11 protein-coding genes are annotated in these 18213 nt (G+C 40.0%); 6 read left to right on the forward strand and 5 right to left on the reverse strand.

Annotated features, from left to right (window positions below; all coding sequences use genetic code 11):
• The first annotated feature begins 56 nt into the window (after positions 1-56).
• On the forward strand, positions 57-6098 hold the full coding sequence (locus ACP8HH_RS02190) for a CehA/McbA family metallohydrolase (protein WP_438315246.1): 6042 nt from the start codon (positions 57-59) through the stop codon (positions 6096-6098).
• 177 nt (positions 6099-6275) lie between these two features.
• Here the strand turns inward: ACP8HH_RS02190 and ACP8HH_RS02195 are convergent, their stop codons facing one another.
• The gene (locus ACP8HH_RS02195; RefSeq protein WP_438315249.1) at positions 6276-6590 is read right to left on the reverse strand and encodes a hypothetical protein; all 315 of its coding nucleotides are present in this window, start codon (positions 6588-6590) and stop codon (positions 6276-6278) included.
• A gap of 270 nt (positions 6591-6860) precedes the next feature.
• On the opposite strand from ACP8HH_RS02195, the gene ACP8HH_RS02200 reads away from it, so the two are divergent.
• Positions 6861-8891 (forward strand): S-layer homology domain-containing protein, encoded by a 2031-nt coding sequence (locus ACP8HH_RS02200; protein ID WP_438315252.1) that lies wholly within the window; start codon positions 6861-6863, stop codon positions 8889-8891.
• 245 nt (positions 8892-9136) lie between these two features.
• On the opposite strand, the gene ACP8HH_RS02205 is transcribed toward ACP8HH_RS02200, so the two are convergent.
• Positions 9137-10333, reverse strand: coding sequence for a hypothetical protein (locus tag ACP8HH_RS02205; protein ID WP_438315255.1), 1197 nt, complete (start codon positions 10331-10333; stop codon positions 9137-9139).
• Between the two features lie 311 nt (positions 10334-10644).
• Between ACP8HH_RS02205 and ACP8HH_RS02210 the strand changes: the two genes are divergently transcribed.
• A complete protein-coding gene (locus ACP8HH_RS02210; protein ID WP_438315257.1) occupies positions 10645-11205 on the forward strand; it encodes a biotin transporter BioY in 561 nt (186 codons plus the stop codon).
• 118 nt (positions 11206-11323) lie between these two features.
• On the opposite strand, the gene ACP8HH_RS02215 is transcribed toward ACP8HH_RS02210, so the two are convergent.
• Entirely contained in the window at positions 11324-12361 is a 1038-nt protein-coding gene (locus ACP8HH_RS02215) for an S-layer homology domain-containing protein (RefSeq protein WP_438315260.1), read from the reverse strand.
• 463 nt (positions 12362-12824) lie between these two features.
• On the opposite strand from ACP8HH_RS02215, the gene ACP8HH_RS02220 reads away from it, so the two are divergent.
• From ACP8HH_RS02220 to ACP8HH_RS02230, 3 genes are all read left to right on the forward strand, one after another.
• The gene (locus ACP8HH_RS02220; protein WP_438315263.1) at positions 12825-13487 is read left to right on the forward strand and encodes a transposase; all 663 of its coding nucleotides are present in this window, start codon (positions 12825-12827) and stop codon (positions 13485-13487) included.
• A 681-nt stretch (positions 13488-14168) separates the two neighbouring features.
• Complete coding sequence (locus tag ACP8HH_RS02225; RefSeq protein ID WP_438315266.1) at positions 14169-15830, forward strand: hypothetical protein; 1662 nt, start codon at positions 14169-14171, stop codon at positions 15828-15830.
• A 491-nt stretch (positions 15831-16321) separates the two neighbouring features.
• Entirely contained in the window at positions 16322-17227 is a 906-nt protein-coding gene (locus ACP8HH_RS02230; RefSeq protein ID WP_438315268.1) for a D-alanyl-D-alanine carboxypeptidase family protein, read from the forward strand.
• 260 nt (positions 17228-17487) lie between these two features.
• On the opposite strand, the gene ACP8HH_RS02235 is transcribed toward ACP8HH_RS02230, so the two are convergent.
• Both ACP8HH_RS02235 and ACP8HH_RS02240 read right to left on the reverse strand, forming a co-directional pair.
• Positions 17488-17724: a hypothetical protein gene (locus ACP8HH_RS02235; RefSeq protein WP_438315271.1), complete on the reverse strand. Its 237-nt coding sequence runs from the start codon at positions 17722-17724 to the stop codon at positions 17488-17490.
• A complete protein-coding gene (locus ACP8HH_RS02240; RefSeq protein WP_438315273.1) occupies positions 17706-18077 on the reverse strand; it encodes a hypothetical protein in 372 nt (123 codons plus the stop codon). Before ACP8HH_RS02240 ends, ACP8HH_RS02235 begins: the two co-directional genes overlap by 19 nt.
• Positions 18078-18213 lie beyond the last annotated feature (136 nt).

An 18213-nucleotide genomic window follows, 5' to 3' on the forward strand; every position in this document is an offset into this window, starting at 1 on the left:
TTTTCGAAAGATAACACTTGTCGGTGATTAATTTCAAGAAGATAAGGAGGAAGAAAATGAGGAAAAGAAACACGGGGAGTAAGCGGTGGCAAGGGATACTTTTCACAATTGTCCTTCTACTAGGAACATTTTTACCACATTTGGGCACACAGACAGTACAAGCACAAATTGCTGAAGATATCGTCATCAGCCAAGTTTATGGCGGCGGTGGAAATTCGGGCGCCTTTTACAAGAATGATTTTATCGAGCTTTATAATCCAACAGGCACAGCTGTCTCGTTGGACGGCTGGTCTGTTCAATACACAAGTGCAGCAGGGACCAGTTGGACAAATATAACCCCACTTTCAGGAACAATTAAGGCGTATGGATATTATTTAATCCAAGAAGCTGCAGGTACGGGTGGTACTGAAGCTTTACCGACGCCCGATGCTTCTGGGGCGATTGCGATGTCAGGAACTGCTGGGAAAGTAGCTTTGGTAAACACTACCGTTCCACTCGCTGGCGCTCTACCAACAGGAGTCGTCGATTTTGTTGGATTCGGAACAACCGCAAATGGATTTGAGGGTTCAGGTCCTACGAAAAATCTAAGCGCAACTCTTAGCGCGCAACGTCTACCTTACGCAGCAATTCCCCTTACAGCAGGCTTGGGCAATGGCTGGGATACGGACGATAATGGGGCTGACTTTGCAACGGCTGCTCCGAAACCGAGAAATTCAGAAAGCCCGACAGAAAAATTTGAAATGGACGAAACGGTTCAACCAATCGCCAGTCGGATTCAATTTATCCAAGAAGGTACACAAATTACAGTTACCGCTGAAGAGGGCACGGTCCCAGATGGAGCAACGGTTAAATTTTATGAAAATACTTCTGGAGCTGCATTGGCTGAAGTGACTGCAGGGGGCGATGGCTCTTTCGGGGCTTCATTCACCTCAGAACAGGCATTAACAAAGTTGTACATTACAGCAACGACGGATAAACCCGAGAGTAACGCAACTGTTGTTGATGTAGCAAAAGTTACAGCGTCTCTTACTCAAGGTGCATTAAGCTATATGGTGGATGGGCAAGGAAATGGGACGTTAATCGGTACGAAAGCGGCACTTTCTAAAGCACAAATATATGTTTATTCAGACGAAGAAGCAGTGAACCGCTTAAATCCGACAGACGGTCAACCTGTTTTTGCAAACGCAACAGGTGATTTTAGTACAACATTCAAAAATGCACCGGATACAGTCTATGTGACTCAGCAAAACCATACCGCCAATGGAATCATGTTGGAAAGTGTTTCGGTTTCAATCACAAAGGCTTCCAATGAAAGCATTGCAACGATTGAAGATGTACGAAAATCCGATGCACAAGGAAAACCAGTTAATTTGAATAAGTTTTTTACCATTGAAGGTGTTGTCACGTTTGAAAACGGGGTACTAGGTGCCCAAAAAAATAACTTCTTTATACAAGACGAAACTGCAGGGATTAATGTTTTTGGTAGTTTTGATCACAACCTGAAGATTAATCGTGGAGATCGTTTGAAAGTGACAGGAAAAGTTATTTACTATAATGGTCTTACAGAGTTTGAACCGACTGCTGTATTACGAATCAATGAAGGAGACGTATTACCAACTCCAGTTGATGTAACGATTGTAGATATGAATACGTTTAACTTCATTGAACCTCTTGAAGGAAGTCTGGCAACCGTCAGCGGAAAAGTGACGAACTCTGTCCTTGCCGGTACGGGCTACAACGTGACAATTGCAGACGATAATGCAAAAACAACATTACTCCGAGTGATGATTGATACGAAGATTGATATGGATACGCAAATTGTTACGAATAAAAGCTATACATTCACAGGTGTCATCGGTCAATATACAACGAAAGTGACAGCCAATGACGGCTATCAATTATTCCCGCGTGATTCAAGAGATATCGCGTCCATTCTGGGCTTGTCACACGAAGGATTAGCAACAGCATACAAAGATACAAATATCACATTTGAAGCTTTTGCAGATGGTGCACAATCAGTCACTGTTTTCTACCGAAATATAGGGGATGGTACTTACAGTGACCTGCCAATGTCAGGGGATCCACAAGGTCGTTACACTGCGGTTTTGGATCATACTAAAATCACTGGCGAAGAATTTGAGTATTATATCGAAGCAAAAGCGGGCGAAAAGAGCAAGTTTGCAGGAACGAGTGGGGCACCTTTTAAAGTTGCATTAGTTGAGGATAAAGAGGGACCCAACTTCTACGCAGAAACGCCTGACGACGGAAGCAAAGTTGAAACTTCGCGTCCGGAAATTTCAGTGTTAATGGAAGATCCAAGTGGTGTGGATGAGTCGTCTGTAGAAGTCTACCTAGACGGTGAGAAAATCACAGATGCTTTCATTTCCAAAACACAGGTAAAATTCACGCCGAGCACGGATTTAGAAATCGCTGTTCACAGGGTGAAAGTATCTGCAAAAGATATGAAGGGCAATCTAACCGAAAAAGAGTGGACGTTTGAAGTCGTACCTCGCTTTACTGGGGGAACCCATTACCGTGGCACAACTCATAACCATACAAATATTTCACATGATGGAACGGGAAATCCCGTGGATGCGGTAAAGGCTGGACTAAAGTATGGGTATGATTTCTTTGCTTTCTCCGATCACTCACATGATATCGACCCAACTTTGCTTGGCCAAGATACAGTCGATCGTGACGGTCTTCAAGAACGTACAGGTGGTGCGGATTGGAAGTTAACAAAGGATCTAGCAGCAGAATATACAAAAGACGGAGAATACGTTGTGTTCCCATCGTTCGAAATGACAGCAACAACTTGGGGACATGCGAATGTTTTCGGTACGGAAAACTTCATCGACCGCAACGTCAACGGCAAACTATACCAAGACCTTAGTAAATTCTATGCTTGGGTACTCACCTATGACGATGTCGTCGCCCAATTCAATCACCCAGATATGGGTAAGGGTGCGTTCAATGACTTCAAACCGTATGATAAAGAAGTAGATAAGTTGTTTACGATGTTTGAAGTTGGAAACGGCTCCGGACATTATGCATATGCAAATGCGGAAAATAAATACTTTTCAGCGTTAGACCTAGGCTGGCATGTTGCGCCGACTTACGGCGAAGATAACCATGACGGTTCATGGGGACAAACAAATGCACGTACGGTCATCGTGTCAGAAGATTTGACGAACGACTCCTTGTTACACTCAATGCGGAACATGCGAGTGTACATGACTGAAGATCCGAACTTTGAAATGGACGTTCTAGCAAACGACTATTATATGGGGTCAACGGTAGACAGTAAGACACTTCAATTTGATATTTCAGGGAAGGATTTAGTTGCTGAATCAAAAGCGACTGGCTACGACTATTTATCGAATGCTTATCAATCAGATGACCGTGTAAAATCGGTGGAGTTACTTTCAAACGGAGGTAAGGTAGTTGATTCGTATTCTCCGATGACGAACGATTTTAACTGGAATCCATCATACACGGTAGCAAGCGGACAACAATGGTTTGTTGTGCGTGTGACACAAATGGACGGAGAGCGTGCTTACTCCGCGCCAATCTGGTCAAAAGAAGAATCTGTTGATCTAAAAGTGAACAGCATTGACATCGAAGGCGGTGTCGTAATTGAAGGAAATCCGGCAACATTCAAGACGGTAGTCGGCAACTTCGGAACACAAACGATTAACGATGTAAACGTTGATTTGTACCTTAATGAAGTGAAAGTGGAGAACTTAATCGGAAGCAATAAGATCCCTTCAATCGTTGCAAAAGGTACGGGTGTTGCTGCGGTTAAGTGGGAGAAACCGACGGCTGGGAATTACGATATTATTGCAGTCGTAACTATGGGTGATGGAACAGACTTGGGAGATATCCAATTCACATTACCTGTGCAAGTGAAACAACCTCTTGGCATAACCGTGTTAATTGATGCGAAACACGGTAATGAAAATACAAGTGGTGACGGTGGAACATACAAAGATAACTTGAAAGACTTTATTCTTCTTCTTCAAAAAGAGGGATATAAAGTAGAAGAAAATAAAGTAGCGATTACTGCAGATGTATTAAAAGACGTTCAAGTACTAGCGATTAGCCAGCCAAGAACAGCTCTTACTGCAGATGAGCAAAAGGCAGTAGCCGATTTTGTAAAAGCAGGGAGTTCTCTTCTTTTGCTTGGTAAAAGTAATAACGGTTCAACGGATTCAACGATAAACAATGAACTTCTGGCGCAGATTGGAACAGAAATACGTACGAGTCATGATGGCGTATTCGACCTCAGTAAAAAGGGGAACTTCTGGAGCGATCCAACAGTAAGTCCATTTGCTGTTCGTGCCTATCCAGATCTTGTAGACAATTATGTGACGGACCGCGTACCGTTCATTGACTATTACAGCGGTTCAAGTCTCCAAGGTCCGAACAACACAGCCCTTACGGAAAGTGGAAAGGTAGTATTTCTTGCGAAAGGAAACGAAACGACCTATCAAGGAAACGTCAAAAATGGCAGTTTCGTTTATGACGATGTGTCAGATGACCACGGCGGTTCAGCAATTCCGTTAATCGCATCTGATGAAATTGGAGACAAAGGACGGATCATCGTATCTGGTATGAACATCTTCAACGACAAACAGATGGATGAATCGTATGAACCAAAAGGGAATGTCCAATTCTTAATAAACACAGTGAATTGGTTGGCTCATCGGGATACTAAAATTACGGATATCGGGGATGCTCGTAAACTGGCCGAGGATACCGATGTTGTTATAGAAGGTACAGTAACGACAGCAGCCGGTGTTTTCTTCGATGCATTCTATTTAGAAGATGAGACAGGCGGAATTATGGCGTTCAATGAAGTACCCGAGGGATCTTTGGTACTTGGCGATAAAGTACGCATATATGGCCACATCATCACATTTGATAATAACAAAGAAATTGCATTCTCCGACTTCGATGTCGATGTTATAAAGTTGGGGCGTGGAGATCTAGTTCAACCGAAAGAAGTTGCAACCGGCTCAGCGACATCTGATGAAAATCAGGGACTGTTAGTGAAAATTACGGGTAAAGTCATTTCCATTGCGGATGAAAGCTCGTACTTTATCAATGATGGTTCTGGTGAACTACTTGTTTTCGTAGATGGATACATCGCCAATCAGTCGGGTCCTATACCGAGTATGAAGATTGGGGATACGCTTGAAGCTGTCGGTTTGTCCGGTGAATTCGCTGGAGGTCAACGGATTCGGGTAAGAGATACAAAAGAATTAAAAGTGACACCAAATGCTTTACCAACCTTAACACTAGCTGTCACACCAAACACATTAGCACTTAAAGTGGGTGACACGGGTCAACTGGAAGTTAAAGCGATATTGACATACGGGGACGGAAAAACAACAGAATCAATTGTTACCACCGATGCTAACTACACAAGTGGTGACGATAAAGTTGTCACTGTGAATAATGGTACAGTAAAAGCAATTGGGGCAGGCAATGCAATGATTACAGTTTCGCATAAAGATGTAGTCGCAACTGTATCAGTGTTAGTAACGAAGAAAGATGAAGAGGAAAGTACGGAATCTACAAAAGTACTAACAATAAAAGACTTACAAGGTCAGTTGGACGATAAAAAAGCAAAAGAAATTGACATTGCACTTCCACAAATCAAAGGAAAGATTACGGATGTTAGAGTAGAAATATCAGCAAGCCTACTCCGTGAAATAATCAAATCGAAAAAGGATGTCAAATTCACGTTTAACGGTGGAGAAGTAATTGCATTCAAGAAAGTGATGGAGGAGCTTGAAAAAGTGTCGACTGGAAATGTCAGCTTTTATGTGAAAGTAGAAGCCAGTGATGTGATAGGAGCCATTACTCCAGTTTATTCAATCGGATTCCTCGTGGAAAAAGGACGTGATGTAGTTCCGATGACAAGCTTCCAGCATAAATTCGACATTGAATTCAACGTAGATGCATCAAAAGTAAAAGATGCAAAGAAGTTGGATGTCTACGAATCTGGTTCGAATAAATCGCTTAAAGGAAAATATAAAGATGGTGTAATGACACTAAAAACAGAAAAACTAGGTACCTTCTACGTAAAATAAGTTCATTTTACAGTGACAGTAAGTCTGGATCAATAAAGTGAGCAAAAGATTATAACAGTGAATCCCCCGACAAAAACTATGGTCGGGGGATATTTTTGATTTAAACCATTCACGGGGGGTGTTTTCAAACCGGTGCCAGTATCTCATACAACTATCCGAAGAATAGGGCGGACATCTTCATCGGAAGAGCGGGCATCCCGAAGAAAAGAGCGGACATCCGACCAAAAAGAGCGGACAACCTGAAGAAAAGAGCGGACATCCTATAAAAGAGGGGAGATCTTCATCAAAAGAGGGGACATCCGACCAGAAAGAGCGGATATCCCGAAGAAAAGAGCGGACATCTTCATTTGAAGAACGGGAAAGCGCGTGCACGATGCGATTAAAGCAGTAATCAGATAATTCGTGAAGTGAATGAAAGAGATTGTCCTCTAACCGAGAAATTGGTTGGCGGGCATTTTCTATTTTGACTGTTTCTGCTGTATTTTCATTCATATATTTTATTCCGGAATTTAAATGGTTAACTTAATATTGCAATTCAAGCTTTTTTATTGATAGATTCTGAATGCCCTGCACACAATTTGATGCAATTGTTGGAGTAGTACCTAAGTTGTGTAAGTCACTGTGGCACCTTCATAAAATAATTTTTAGCTTTATATGTCGAAAGGTGGGTAAATAGTAAGGCTAAAATTGAGAATGTATAGTGAAATATAAGGGGATGTGAATGTTTTAATAAATAACATGAATTATAGGGAGGAAATTACTATGAAAAAATATTCGAATTCTTACCAGAAGCTTTTTAAAGCTACACTTGCGGCAACTGTCGCTACGGGTGCATTCGTTGCAGTTGTTCCGACATTTGCAGATGCAGCAGCTTCAACTCTTAAAGATCTACAGAAAGGACAAGACTATTACCAAGACGTACTACAATTAGTAGAACGCGGGGTTCTAAGAGGGTTCCCTGACAGTACATATAAGCCAAATCAAGCAGTTACTCGCGGACAAGCGGCAAAAATACTTGCCAACGTATTAGATTTGGATACAAAAAACGTTAAAAACCCTGGTTTTGTTGATGTGAAAGTAACAGATGAGTACTATGGCGCAATTGCGGCACTAGCACAAAATAATATCATCAAAGGCTTCCCTGATGGTACATTCGGGCAAGGAGTAACTTTGAAACGTTCTCAAATGGCGAAAATCATCGCACTTGGCTTCGAACTTGAAACGGAAACACCTACTGACACTCGTTTTAAAGACGTTAAGGTTGAAGATGAGTTTGCCGGTTATGTTCAGTCATTACTTACAAATGCAGTTACAAAAGGTACTACATCAACAACATTTTCACCGCATTCTTTCGTTACGAGAGGACAAATGGCTTCATTCGTAGTAAGAAGTGAAGCTGCTGCTCAAGAGAAAGCGGAAGTTATAAGCGTAACAGCAGATTCAGTAGAATTGTCAACTGGAACTTTCAAACTTTCAGAAGACTTGAAAACTCTATTTAACCCTTCTAACCTAGCAGCCCTTAAAGGTGCAGTACTAGAATTTACGACGGTAGACGACGTAATTACAAAGGTAAAATCTATCGAAATTAAAGCGAGCGGAGACGCTAAAAACAACGTTGTACTCGATGGTAAAAAATCTACATTTGCAGGAAATATAGTAGTAAATGGCGATTACGTTAATTTGAATAACTTAACGATTAACGGTAATTTGGAAATCGGCAAATCAGTGGCTCATATTTTCAAAGCCGACGGAGTTACAGTTAAAGGAGCAACAAATGTTTCTGATAAATCTGTAGCTAGTGCATTAGCAAAAGCAACTTCAAATATTTCCGGAAATGCAGTCGCTTTTGAAGTTCCGTTCGGTACAGTACTTTCAACAGTTGCAGCAGAAGAGTCTGTGGCACAAATTACTTTCCATAACTCGGTACTTGGCACTGTAAACCTTTCACAAACAGGTGCTGTTACACTTGAATTAAGAGGAACGACAAAAGTTGGAGCGGTTACAGTATCATCCAACGTCAATTTAGTTGCGGATAAAGGAATTTCAATTCCAGCGGTAACAGTAACGGCCGGTGCATCCAACATCAAAATTGACGGTAATGTCGTCAGCTTAACTATCAGCACACCAAACTCGAACATCACTTTAGGAACTAACGCAACAATCGGCAACATCGTCCTACCTGCAGGCGCAAAAGTAGAAAATGTGATTAAAAACTACAGCGCAGTCAAAGGCAACATCGGCCAAATCGGCGGAGTAACAAACCCTGACGCGACACCAGGAACAAATGTTGGCGGCGGCGGTACTGGTGGAGGAAATTCCGACGAAACTCCATCACCCTCACCTTATGCGGCAGGAAATACAGCGTTGAATTCACAACTTAATGCACATTATAGTTCCGGTAGTGTTATAACGGGTTTCTCGGGAAATATATTCACAGTAAAAACTTCAGGAAATGAGACACTTGGTCATTTTGAAACGGCTGCAATCGATGTATTCGAGGCGTTTGACAATACAGTAGTTGCAACTGTTGCTGTAACCTTTAACCTTACTTTCAAAAACCAACCTGTAATCATACCTTTAACAAAGCAAGATGTTGACAGTAATATTGATTTTACGGAAATGATTACTAAGGCTCTAGCTAAAGTTAATTCCATAGCTGGGGATTTGGTGGAAAGTCCTATTGATAGAAGTACTAGAATAGGCTCCCTAAAAGGAGACTCTATCCAATTCACTGTAACAGGAACCATTGATACCAAAGCATTTGCAGACACGTATACATTCTCGTTCAACTAAAATAATCTATGATCCTTTTCACGTCTTCTAATATCGTGTGAAAGGTCATCTACACGACTTGGACACTATTCCAACAATGTTGAATGAGACCAAAGAATTCAGCCCTTCAATCGAGTAATCGGTTGAAGGGTTGTTTTTTTCTAGATTTTTAATGTACGGGTCGACCACATGCACCATGCAAATAAAACAATATTCATGCAAAAGGTCAACTTCCATCAATGGAGGTTGACCTTTTTGATTACAGATTATTTCTGGCTAGCGCAAAACTTCTGTTGTGTCCGGAAAAAGGGGGCTTGTCCACTTGCATTATTCAACCAATCGCTCAAATAATTACTCAGTCCGTCGTATGGGTTTAGATCACATGCGTTGATTATACCATCCTGATCGAAGTCCTCTTCACCATCGTTTATCCCATTTTGGTTTGTATCTTTCATTAGTGGATTTAAATCCTTTGGTGAGTAATCCATCTGAAATAAATATTTAAATCTTTCCTGTTTAGTTAGGCGAGTAACTTGAAGACTATGCTTTTTGTTGGCATCCAGATAAGTCACTTCATATAAATCTGTCAGTCCGTCACCGTCCGTATCTGGGTTAAACGGATTCGTATTAAACTTAAAAATTTCTAAGAAATCTGCTATTCCATCATTATCACTGTCCAACTCCCATACTATCGAGTCTTTTTTATTTTTGATGTAATTGATGTAGTTGGTTTTGTTGTTATATGCGTTGTTTTTTTCATAGCTATATTCATTTTTATCTACGTTGTTATTTGCATTGTCTTCTTCATTGTTATTTGCATTAGCATCTTCGTTGCCATTGTTCTCTCCGTTGTTATTTCCATTTCCTTCTTCGTTGCCATTGCCATTGTTCTCACCGTTGTTATTTCCATTTCCTTCCTCGTTGCCATTGCCGTTGTCTTCTCCGTTGTCTTCTCCGTTGTTATTTCCATTATCATCATCTTCTTCATCTACTTCTTCTTTGTCATTATCTTCATTTTTAGGTTTACCAAGAACAAAGTCAAATGAAATTATGCTTTCCATAAATGCTGTAATATCATCATTCATTATACTGGCGATTGCTTTATTAATAATATACAAAGTACCCCAATCGTATATATTTGAATATTCCTGTACTTGTCCAGTTAAATTATGTTCTAACAGGAATTCATTCTCAACAATTTCAATTGTATCTTCATTAATGTCGATACGCTGAATGACTTTAATAAACGTATCTGCGCCTCTTTTTATTATTTCAAGTCCATTTTTAACTAAAACCTTTAAAGAAAAAGCCGGCTGTTTACCATTTGAGTTTATTTCCCCTGAGGCTTCTGCTGATTGGGTTTGATTGATGGTTCCAGTACCCGAAGTAATGAGTGCTGTTTCTTGAATGAGATCTACTTTCGTCTCAAGACCCAAGTCATCGCCGTTATCCTCTTCGTTCATTTCACTTTGCTGGTTAGTTTCAATGTTTGTATATTGGACTTGTCCAGCTAGTGATGTGTTGCCATCTATAGATGAATGTTAGGTACCTGTGCACGAAAATATTCTGACTATACACTACAATTACATATATATTAGGTATATGTCCGGAAAGTAGTCGTTTTTACATGTATATACAATTGGTTGAATTGTTTGTTGTTGTTTCATGCACAGGTACCGCAAAATAGTGATTGACAAGTTCCTCTCGATTCGTATAGAATATGAGTTAACCTATAAAGTATTAGGGTTAACGTAAAGAGGGGGACGTATACATAATGACAGAATCGAATCAAAAACTACGAATGATGATTGTCACAGCATTGTTTGCAGCAATAATAGGAGTGTTGGCTCAAGTGACGATTCCATTGCCACTTGTCCCAATTACAGGACAAACACTGGCAATCGGCCTTGCCGCAACGATTTTGGGGGCCAGATACGGGACTGTGTCGGTACTCGTTTATTTAGGTCTTGGTGCGGTTGGAGTACCGGTCTTTTCGTCCATGTCAGGCGGTTTAGGCAGTTTGTTTGGTCCAACGGGTGGCTTTTTATTTGGCTTTATACCAGCGGCGTTTATCATTGGTTTTTATTTGGAGAAAACGAGTTTCACAGTTCGAAACGCAATTATTGCCAATCTGATCGGGATGATCATCACATTAGTTTTTGGAACAGTTTGGTTAAAATTTATTGCTGAAATTCCATGGCAAGCTGCATTTATGGGTGGATTTGCACCGTTTATTCCAGTTGGGATCATAAAAGCTGCACTGGCAGCGTCGATTGGGATTGCGGTTAGAAAAAGGTTGAAATCCGCGAGTTTGTTATATGTAGCGAATCATTAATTTCGCTTGACCATTATCACCAATCACTCATTTTGACCTGCAATAGAAGAGTGATTTATCAATATAAAAAACCCCTCGATTCATAAAGAATCAAGGGGTTTTCTCTGTACTGTCACCGTTATCTCCTAATATTCAAATTCATTGTTGGTCCTTCTTCTACAGAATTCACTTTGAGTACTAATTCGATTTTTTTCGCTATAGTTTGAGACCAAAAGGCATATAGTAGGTCATTGGTATAATCTGAGTGCATCCATTCATATTTTTCATTCGAAGTAACATCTCCAAACATCGGTTTAAATGTTGTATTTACAATGTCGTTGAAAAAAGCTTGTGTTGCTTCTTCGGTAGCAGGTATATGACTTAAATCAAAATCAAAATCCATAATATCAAGCTCACCGTAGAAAAAAGTATAAGTGATTTTCGCGTTTAGTGGATCTCCTTTAACATTGTCGTAAACCAAGTACTTTTCATTTTCTGATGATGGAACGCCTTCAATAGCTCTTACCTGAGCTTTGGACATATCAAAGTAAACGTTTCGGTAATTTGCTTTACTTTTGTCATAGCCATTGATTCCTCTACTTACGAATGCCGCAATCTGTCCACGCGTTACGATTCCGTTTGGTTTAAACGTATTGTCAGGGTAACCTGTAGTTATTTTAGCAGTTGCAACGTGGTCAATATTTAGATAATACCATTCGTTCCGATCAACATCTTTGAAATCAACATAAGATTTTTCCGCTAAATCAAAACTGTTTGCAAGGATTTTCGCCATTTGTGCACGAGTTAAACTATTTCCAGGATTGAATGTTCCATCGGCTTGGCCGCCAATGATTCCTCTTGCTGCTAGTGTTTCGATATAGGTATAGAAATCGTTCGTTTTTGGTACATCTTTGAATGTCGGAGTTTCGGGATTAATCAAAGGCATTTTAAGTGCAACTGCTAAAATCTTAGCGGCTTGGCCACGTGTTACATTATTATCTACACGGTATGTCCCGTCTGGATAGCCACCGATTGCATTCAATTCAACCAGATGATCAATATAACCCTTAAATTGATGTTTATCAGAAACGTCTGAAAAAGCTGCTTGTGCCATTGGTGCTAAAAACATTGAAATTGAAAGAATAAATGTACCAATCAACCATTTTATTTTCTTCATTTTCTTCTCCTCCTATTCTCTAAACCTCTCCATCGTAAATGAGCAAGGTTAAGGGAGGGTTAAGTTAAGAAAAATTAGTTGAATAGGCTGGGGAAAATCAGACTCAATATCTTACAACCATCAAAATTGAAAGTGTGCGGAGTTATCGGAATAGTGTCTGAATTGTAAAGGGGACTGTCACCCCAACAACCCCAATAACTCTCGTTTATACGAAAATATATTCAAAAGAGCCAAAGTTGTAATTTGAGTGCTGTTTTTAGCGTAAAATCGGGACTTTGTATGTGAAAAAAGGGGATATTATGTAAAAATACGTGGAAAATATGCTTGAAAATTCAATTTTCACGGTTTGAAGAAAACTCGCCGATTTGGTATATTCGTTTTGAATAGTTAATTGCTGCTGGAGCGGTGCTATTACGATATTACAGTGAAAAAGGGGGAAATCGTTTTATGGAGAACAACTGTATTGATTACAAAAGAAGATTTAATTTTAGAACGGACTGCATCTGGTGCAGAAAGAGCGATGCATATGGCTAGGAAAGCACGGAAGTGGCATCCAGAATTATATAACCATGTAGTTATGAAGGGGAATAATCGAGGAAATATTTATGGGAATCGAGCTGATTTTAAGGCGTTTTTTCGTGCGCTTCGCTATGCAAACGACAAATATCCATTCACAATTCTTGCTTATTGTGTTATGTCGAATCACTATCACTTGTTAATTCGCTCTCCGGAAGTGCATCTTGGAAAAGTGATGAGTTATATAAATCGTTATTATAGTGACTACTACAAGAGAAGTTATGGTCATACCGGCTTTTTGTATGAAAGCAGGTATTATTCCGATATGATTCTAAATCCAGCGGGCCTATTGAAAGTGAGTCGCTATATCCATCGAAATCCAATTAATACAAGGCATCCAATGGTACCGTCGATGGAGGTTTATGCATATAGTTCATACTATTATTATAAAACGGAAGAATCGCCACCCTATCCTTTTATAAATATCGATTTGTTACCGGCTTACTTGTCCGAATATGAAAAGCAGTTGTACTGTACCTATTGTGAGGAAGAGGAGGAAAATAGTTTTGGTGGTGACAGTCCCCTGAACAAATTGGACACTATTCAGTAAATTCCGATACTCGTTTTTCGGGCATGTGCACGATGGAGGGATTTTTTATTACTTTTAAGTGAGTGACTTGCACCGGTTAACACAAGAAGAAAGATCCAGTAGAGAAAAATCTCTGTGGATCTTTTTTTGTATTTCGACTTGAGTTATCTGAATAGTTTCAGAGTTGTAAAGGGGACTGTCACCGCAAGACAACCACAAGACAGATGTAATATTAAAATCGAATAACGTTAGGTCATTTGGTCCGGTGAAGAAAGATGTTAGTAAAGTAGCACAACACGTCTACATAGCGCTTTGACGTTACATTTCAAAAAGAAGAGTAAACTGGATTAACGGGGAAAGTCTATCAGAATAGGCCCTCTTTTTGGTCCTTGGCCAATTATTAGTAAGGACTACTGGAGTGGTTTCCATTTGTGACATAGGATAACATTTCCATGCAAAATTGTTATTTGGTTGTAACACTTGAGTTGTTTTCATTTGTTATTGTAGTTAACAAGCAGACGGGGCACTGCTAAATTATTCGATTGAAAATCTTCATTACGGATATTAAAAAAACGGACCCTGGTTTTAGCTTTTGCTTGAGTAGGAGGTAGATGCACAGAACGACTTAATAGAATGAGAGTTATTTCATTTTCGTATTAGTAGTCGAAATTAAAAAACAAAAAAAAGGGAGTTTGATGATTCATGGTTAAAGAAACTAATCCACAAGAGAAGAGCACGAATAAGAATAAGAAGATTTTGCCGTTTGTAATGACAACCTCAATGGTAACAGCTGCTATTTTCGGAGCGGGCGGTTCAACTTTAGCTTCCGAAAAGGGTGAGGAGAAAGAGTTTAAAAATCACGGTGAAGAGGTTTCATTTTTTGCAACAAGCATTCCCGGTTCACCTGAAAAAGGAAAAATAATGCGTACAATTGCAAATAAAAACTTGCTGGAAAAAGCACCGAATGAGGACGATTCGGATGATCCTATAGATGAAGACGAAGAAACGGACGTACCTGTTGATGAAGACGAAGCAACAGATGTACCTGTTGATGAAGATGAAGCAACTGACTTACCTGTAATTGAAGACGAAACAACAGATGTACCTGTTGACGAAGACGAAGCAACGGATGTACCTGTTGATGAAGATGAAGCAACGGATGTACCAGTCGATGAAGATGAAGCAACAGATGTACCAGTTGATGAAGATGAAGCAACAGATGTACCAGTTGATGAAGATGAAGCAACAGATGTACCTGTTGACGAAGACGAAGCAACGGATGTACCTGTTGATGAAGATGAAGCAACGGATGTACCAGTCGATGAAGATGAAGCAACAGATGTACCTGTTGATGAAGACGAAGCAACTGACTTACCTATAATTGAAGACGAAGCAACGGATGTACCAGTTGATGAAGACGAAACAACAGATTTACCTGTTGACGAAGACGAAGCAACGGATGTACCTGTTGATGAAGACGAAGCAACGGATGTACCTGTTGATGAAGACGAAACAACAGATGTACCTGTTGATGAAGACGATGCAACAGACGTACCTGTTGACGAAGACGAAGCAACTGACTTACCTGTAATTGAAGACGAAACAACAGATGTACCTGTTGACGAAGACGAAGCAACAGATGTACCAGTTGATGAAGATGAAGCAACGGATGTACCTGTTGATGAAGACGAAACAGAAAGGCCAGCCGACGATAATATCAATGAAGATACTACGTCAACTGACCAATCTACCGATGGCACTATTATAACAGAAGAGCAAGTAAATGAATATAGATCTGTCATACAAAACTATAGTAGTTTAATTGATTACTATGACTTCCTTATCCAAGATCATCTTGGTATGATCTTACCAGATGAAGTTGGCAATGTGGTCGAAGTACCTGCCGATGTTGAGGATGTAGTAGAAGTACCAGTTGATGGTGAAGATACTGCAGAAATTCCTGCTGATGGTGAGGATGTAGTAGAAGTACCTGTTGATGGTGAAGATACTGCAGAAGTTCCCGCCGATGGTGAGGATGTAGTAGAAGTACCTGTTGATGGCGAAGATACTGCAGAAGTTCCTACTGATGGTGAGGATGTAGTAGAAGTACCAGTTGATAGCGAAGATACTGCAGAAGTACCTGCCGATGTTGAGGATGTAGTAGAAGTACCTGTTGATGGTGAAGATACTGCAGAAGTACCTACTGATGGTGGGGAAGTAGCAGAAGAAACTGTTGATAGCGAAGATGCTGCAGAAGTTCCTGCAAAAGAAGCTGTTAAAACAACAGTTTGGGACAACATAGTCGGTTATTACCAACAAGTTGTTACAGCTTACTCTTCTTTATTCGGTTTACTAAAAAAGTAAAATAACAATTAAGGTAATATTAAATAGTTAAATCATTAGCGGGAAGTGATATCATTCCCCGCCTAAACCATATGATTTACGATAGATAATCTTTTGAACCCTTGAATACTCCAGTAGGAGTATTCAAGGGTTTTAAGTTGTTTTGGTGGTTGGTGGTGGTTGGTGGTGGTGACAGTCCCCTGAACAATTTAGACACTATTCAGTAAATCCGGATAATCGTTTTGCGTGTCTGTGCACCATGGAGGGTTTTTTAATACTTTTAAGTGAGTGACTTGCACCGATTAACACAAGAAGAAAGATCCAGTAGAGAAAAATCTCTGTGGATCTTTTTTTGTATTCCGAATTGATTTGTCTGAATAGTTTCAGAGTTGTAAAGGGGACTGTCACCATTACAACTCCAACACAACTCACATCTTAAGAAATTCTTAAGAAATGTACTTTAGGATTCTTCATTATTAATGTGTATGATTACGAATGAAGAGGTGTACAGAATGAAGAAATTGCTATTTATTTTAATTGTATGTGCGCTAGGTGCAACATTTGTACTTAAAGATCGGGAAGAATTTACGAAAGCTGTTGATTTGAATGAAGATGAAAAAGCGATTCTTTTGATTGAAGCGGTAACAGGAAAAGTACTTTATAAAGAGAACAGCACGGAGTCCTTGCCGATTGCCAGTATGTCAAAGCTCATGACGCAGTATCTTGTACTGAACGCTATTGAGAATGGGTCGCTGTCTTGGGTAAGTACATACGAACCGACGGACTATGTGCAGCAAATGGTTGGGCAATCGGGAGTCGTTAAACTGGGGATGTCGCCGGGCAAAGTTTATACCGTAAAAGAACTATTCACCGCGATGACGGTGGTTTCTGCAAATGATGCAGCCATTGCGCTTGCAGAAATGGTTTCGGGAACAGAAGATGCATTTGTGGAAATTATGAACGAACAAGCCCAGCTATTTGGAATGAAGGCGACAACGTATTTCACTGCAAGCGGCCTTGATGGGGCTTATATTGGCAAAGGAGCAGGGTACGCAAATGTTTCATCCGCCAAAGATGTTGCCATCCTGGCGCAGAAATTAATTGCCAAGCATCCTGAAGTACTTGAGTTTACGAAAATAACGGATTTTACAACAAGTGACGGCGAACGACTATGGGCCACGAACTTAATGTTGGTGGGTATGCCGCAAGCGGTGGCGGGAATCGATGGTTTGAAAACAGGGTACACAGATGAAGCCGGTTCTTGCTTTGTTAGCACGGGTGTTTTCGATGGAAAACGATATATTTCGGTTGTCATTGGTGTTCAAACAGACGGAACTGATACGACCAACCCGCGCTTCAACCTTACCCGTGAACTCTTCGAACGCTATGTGCTTGGATTAATGGTGACAGTCCCCTGAACAAATTAGACACTATTCAGTGAACTCAGCTACACGTTTACTCGTTTTGCACGTCTGTGCACGATTGACACAAGAGGAAAGATCCAGTAGAGAGAAATCTCTGTGGATTTTTTTTGTATTCCGACTTAAGCTGTCTGAATAGTTTTGAAGTTGTAAAGGGGACTGTCACCAGCGCACCAATAAAAGTTAAACGTCCATTAAGTTATCTACTAACTTAATGGACGTTTTATTTGGAAAAAGGGCTTTTATCCCGGGCCGAATCACTCCGAATAGAAACTGTGGTATTTTCCGTAACCACCTATCGTAGTCATAGAACCCTCTTCTTTGTCAATTCCTACTTTTGTAATTCTGAGATGATAATTTTGATTGATCAATGTAAAATTTTCTTTCAGTTTAGTTTCAATTTCTTGAACAGAATAAGGTAACTCTTCCTTCATATATAAGTCAATATACAAATCAACGTCATTTGGATACGTTTCTAAGAGTTCATCAAACACGATCGCTTCTTTATCTTTTGTATTAGGTCTTCTCGTAAGGCATCGTTATTAAGACGCATATCAATGAAGTAATCCGATTCATCATCTAGAATTGCTCTAGTGTAGAATCCTAATGAGGTTAAATATTCTTCCATCGGTTGAAGTGTTTTCATGTATTCATCCACATAGGAATAACTCATATTCGTAAAATAAGTACTATGATCCACTTTTTTTCCGTCAAAGGTGATGTCAAAATGATCGATGCGTGCATCATTCAATTTTATTGTTACATAGTATCTCCATCGATTCTCACTGTAGTCTAAAAACTGACTGCGGTAACTCACGTCTGCTATTTCAAATTCATCTTTTAGCAATCCGTAATTAGTGAATATGAATTCCTCGGCCCGATCTTTTATTTCAATAATTAATTGAGGATTATTTTCGGAGATTCTGTATGAAATTTATTCCATACAGAGGAAAAAATATACCCGAAAAACAGTATTTGGCTTA

The sequence above is a fragment of the Sporosarcina sp. FA9 genome (assembly GCF_051550205.1).
GTDB lineage: Bacteria > Bacillota > Bacilli > Bacillales_A > Planococcaceae > Sporosarcina.

Coding starts and splice junctions, on each gene's coding strand:
- ACP8HH_RS02225 (WP_438315266.1), top strand. CDS start 14,169: ATGGTTAAAGAAACTAATCCACAAGAGAAGAGCACGAATAAGAATAAG.
- ACP8HH_RS02210 (WP_438315257.1), top strand. CDS start 10,645: ATGACAGAATCGAATCAAAAACTACGAATGATGATTGTCACAGCATTG.
- ACP8HH_RS02200 (WP_438315252.1), top strand. CDS start 6,861: ATGAAAAAATATTCGAATTCTTACCAGAAGCTTTTTAAAGCTACACTT.
- ACP8HH_RS02215 (WP_438315260.1), bottom strand. CDS start 12,361: ATGAAGAAAATAAAATGGTTGATTGGTACATTTATTCTTTCAATTTCA.
- ACP8HH_RS02190 (WP_438315246.1), top strand. CDS start 57: ATGAGGAAAAGAAACACGGGGAGTAAGCGGTGGCAAGGGATACTTTTC.
- ACP8HH_RS02230 (WP_438315268.1), top strand. CDS start 16,322: ATGAAGAAATTGCTATTTATTTTAATTGTATGTGCGCTAGGTGCAACA.
- ACP8HH_RS02205 (WP_438315255.1), bottom strand. CDS start 10,333: ATGAACGAAGAGGATAACGGCGATGACTTGGGTCTTGAGACGAAAGTA.
- ACP8HH_RS02195 (WP_438315249.1), bottom strand. CDS start 6,590: ATGAATGAAAATACAGCAGAAACAGTCAAAATAGAAAATGCCCGCCAA.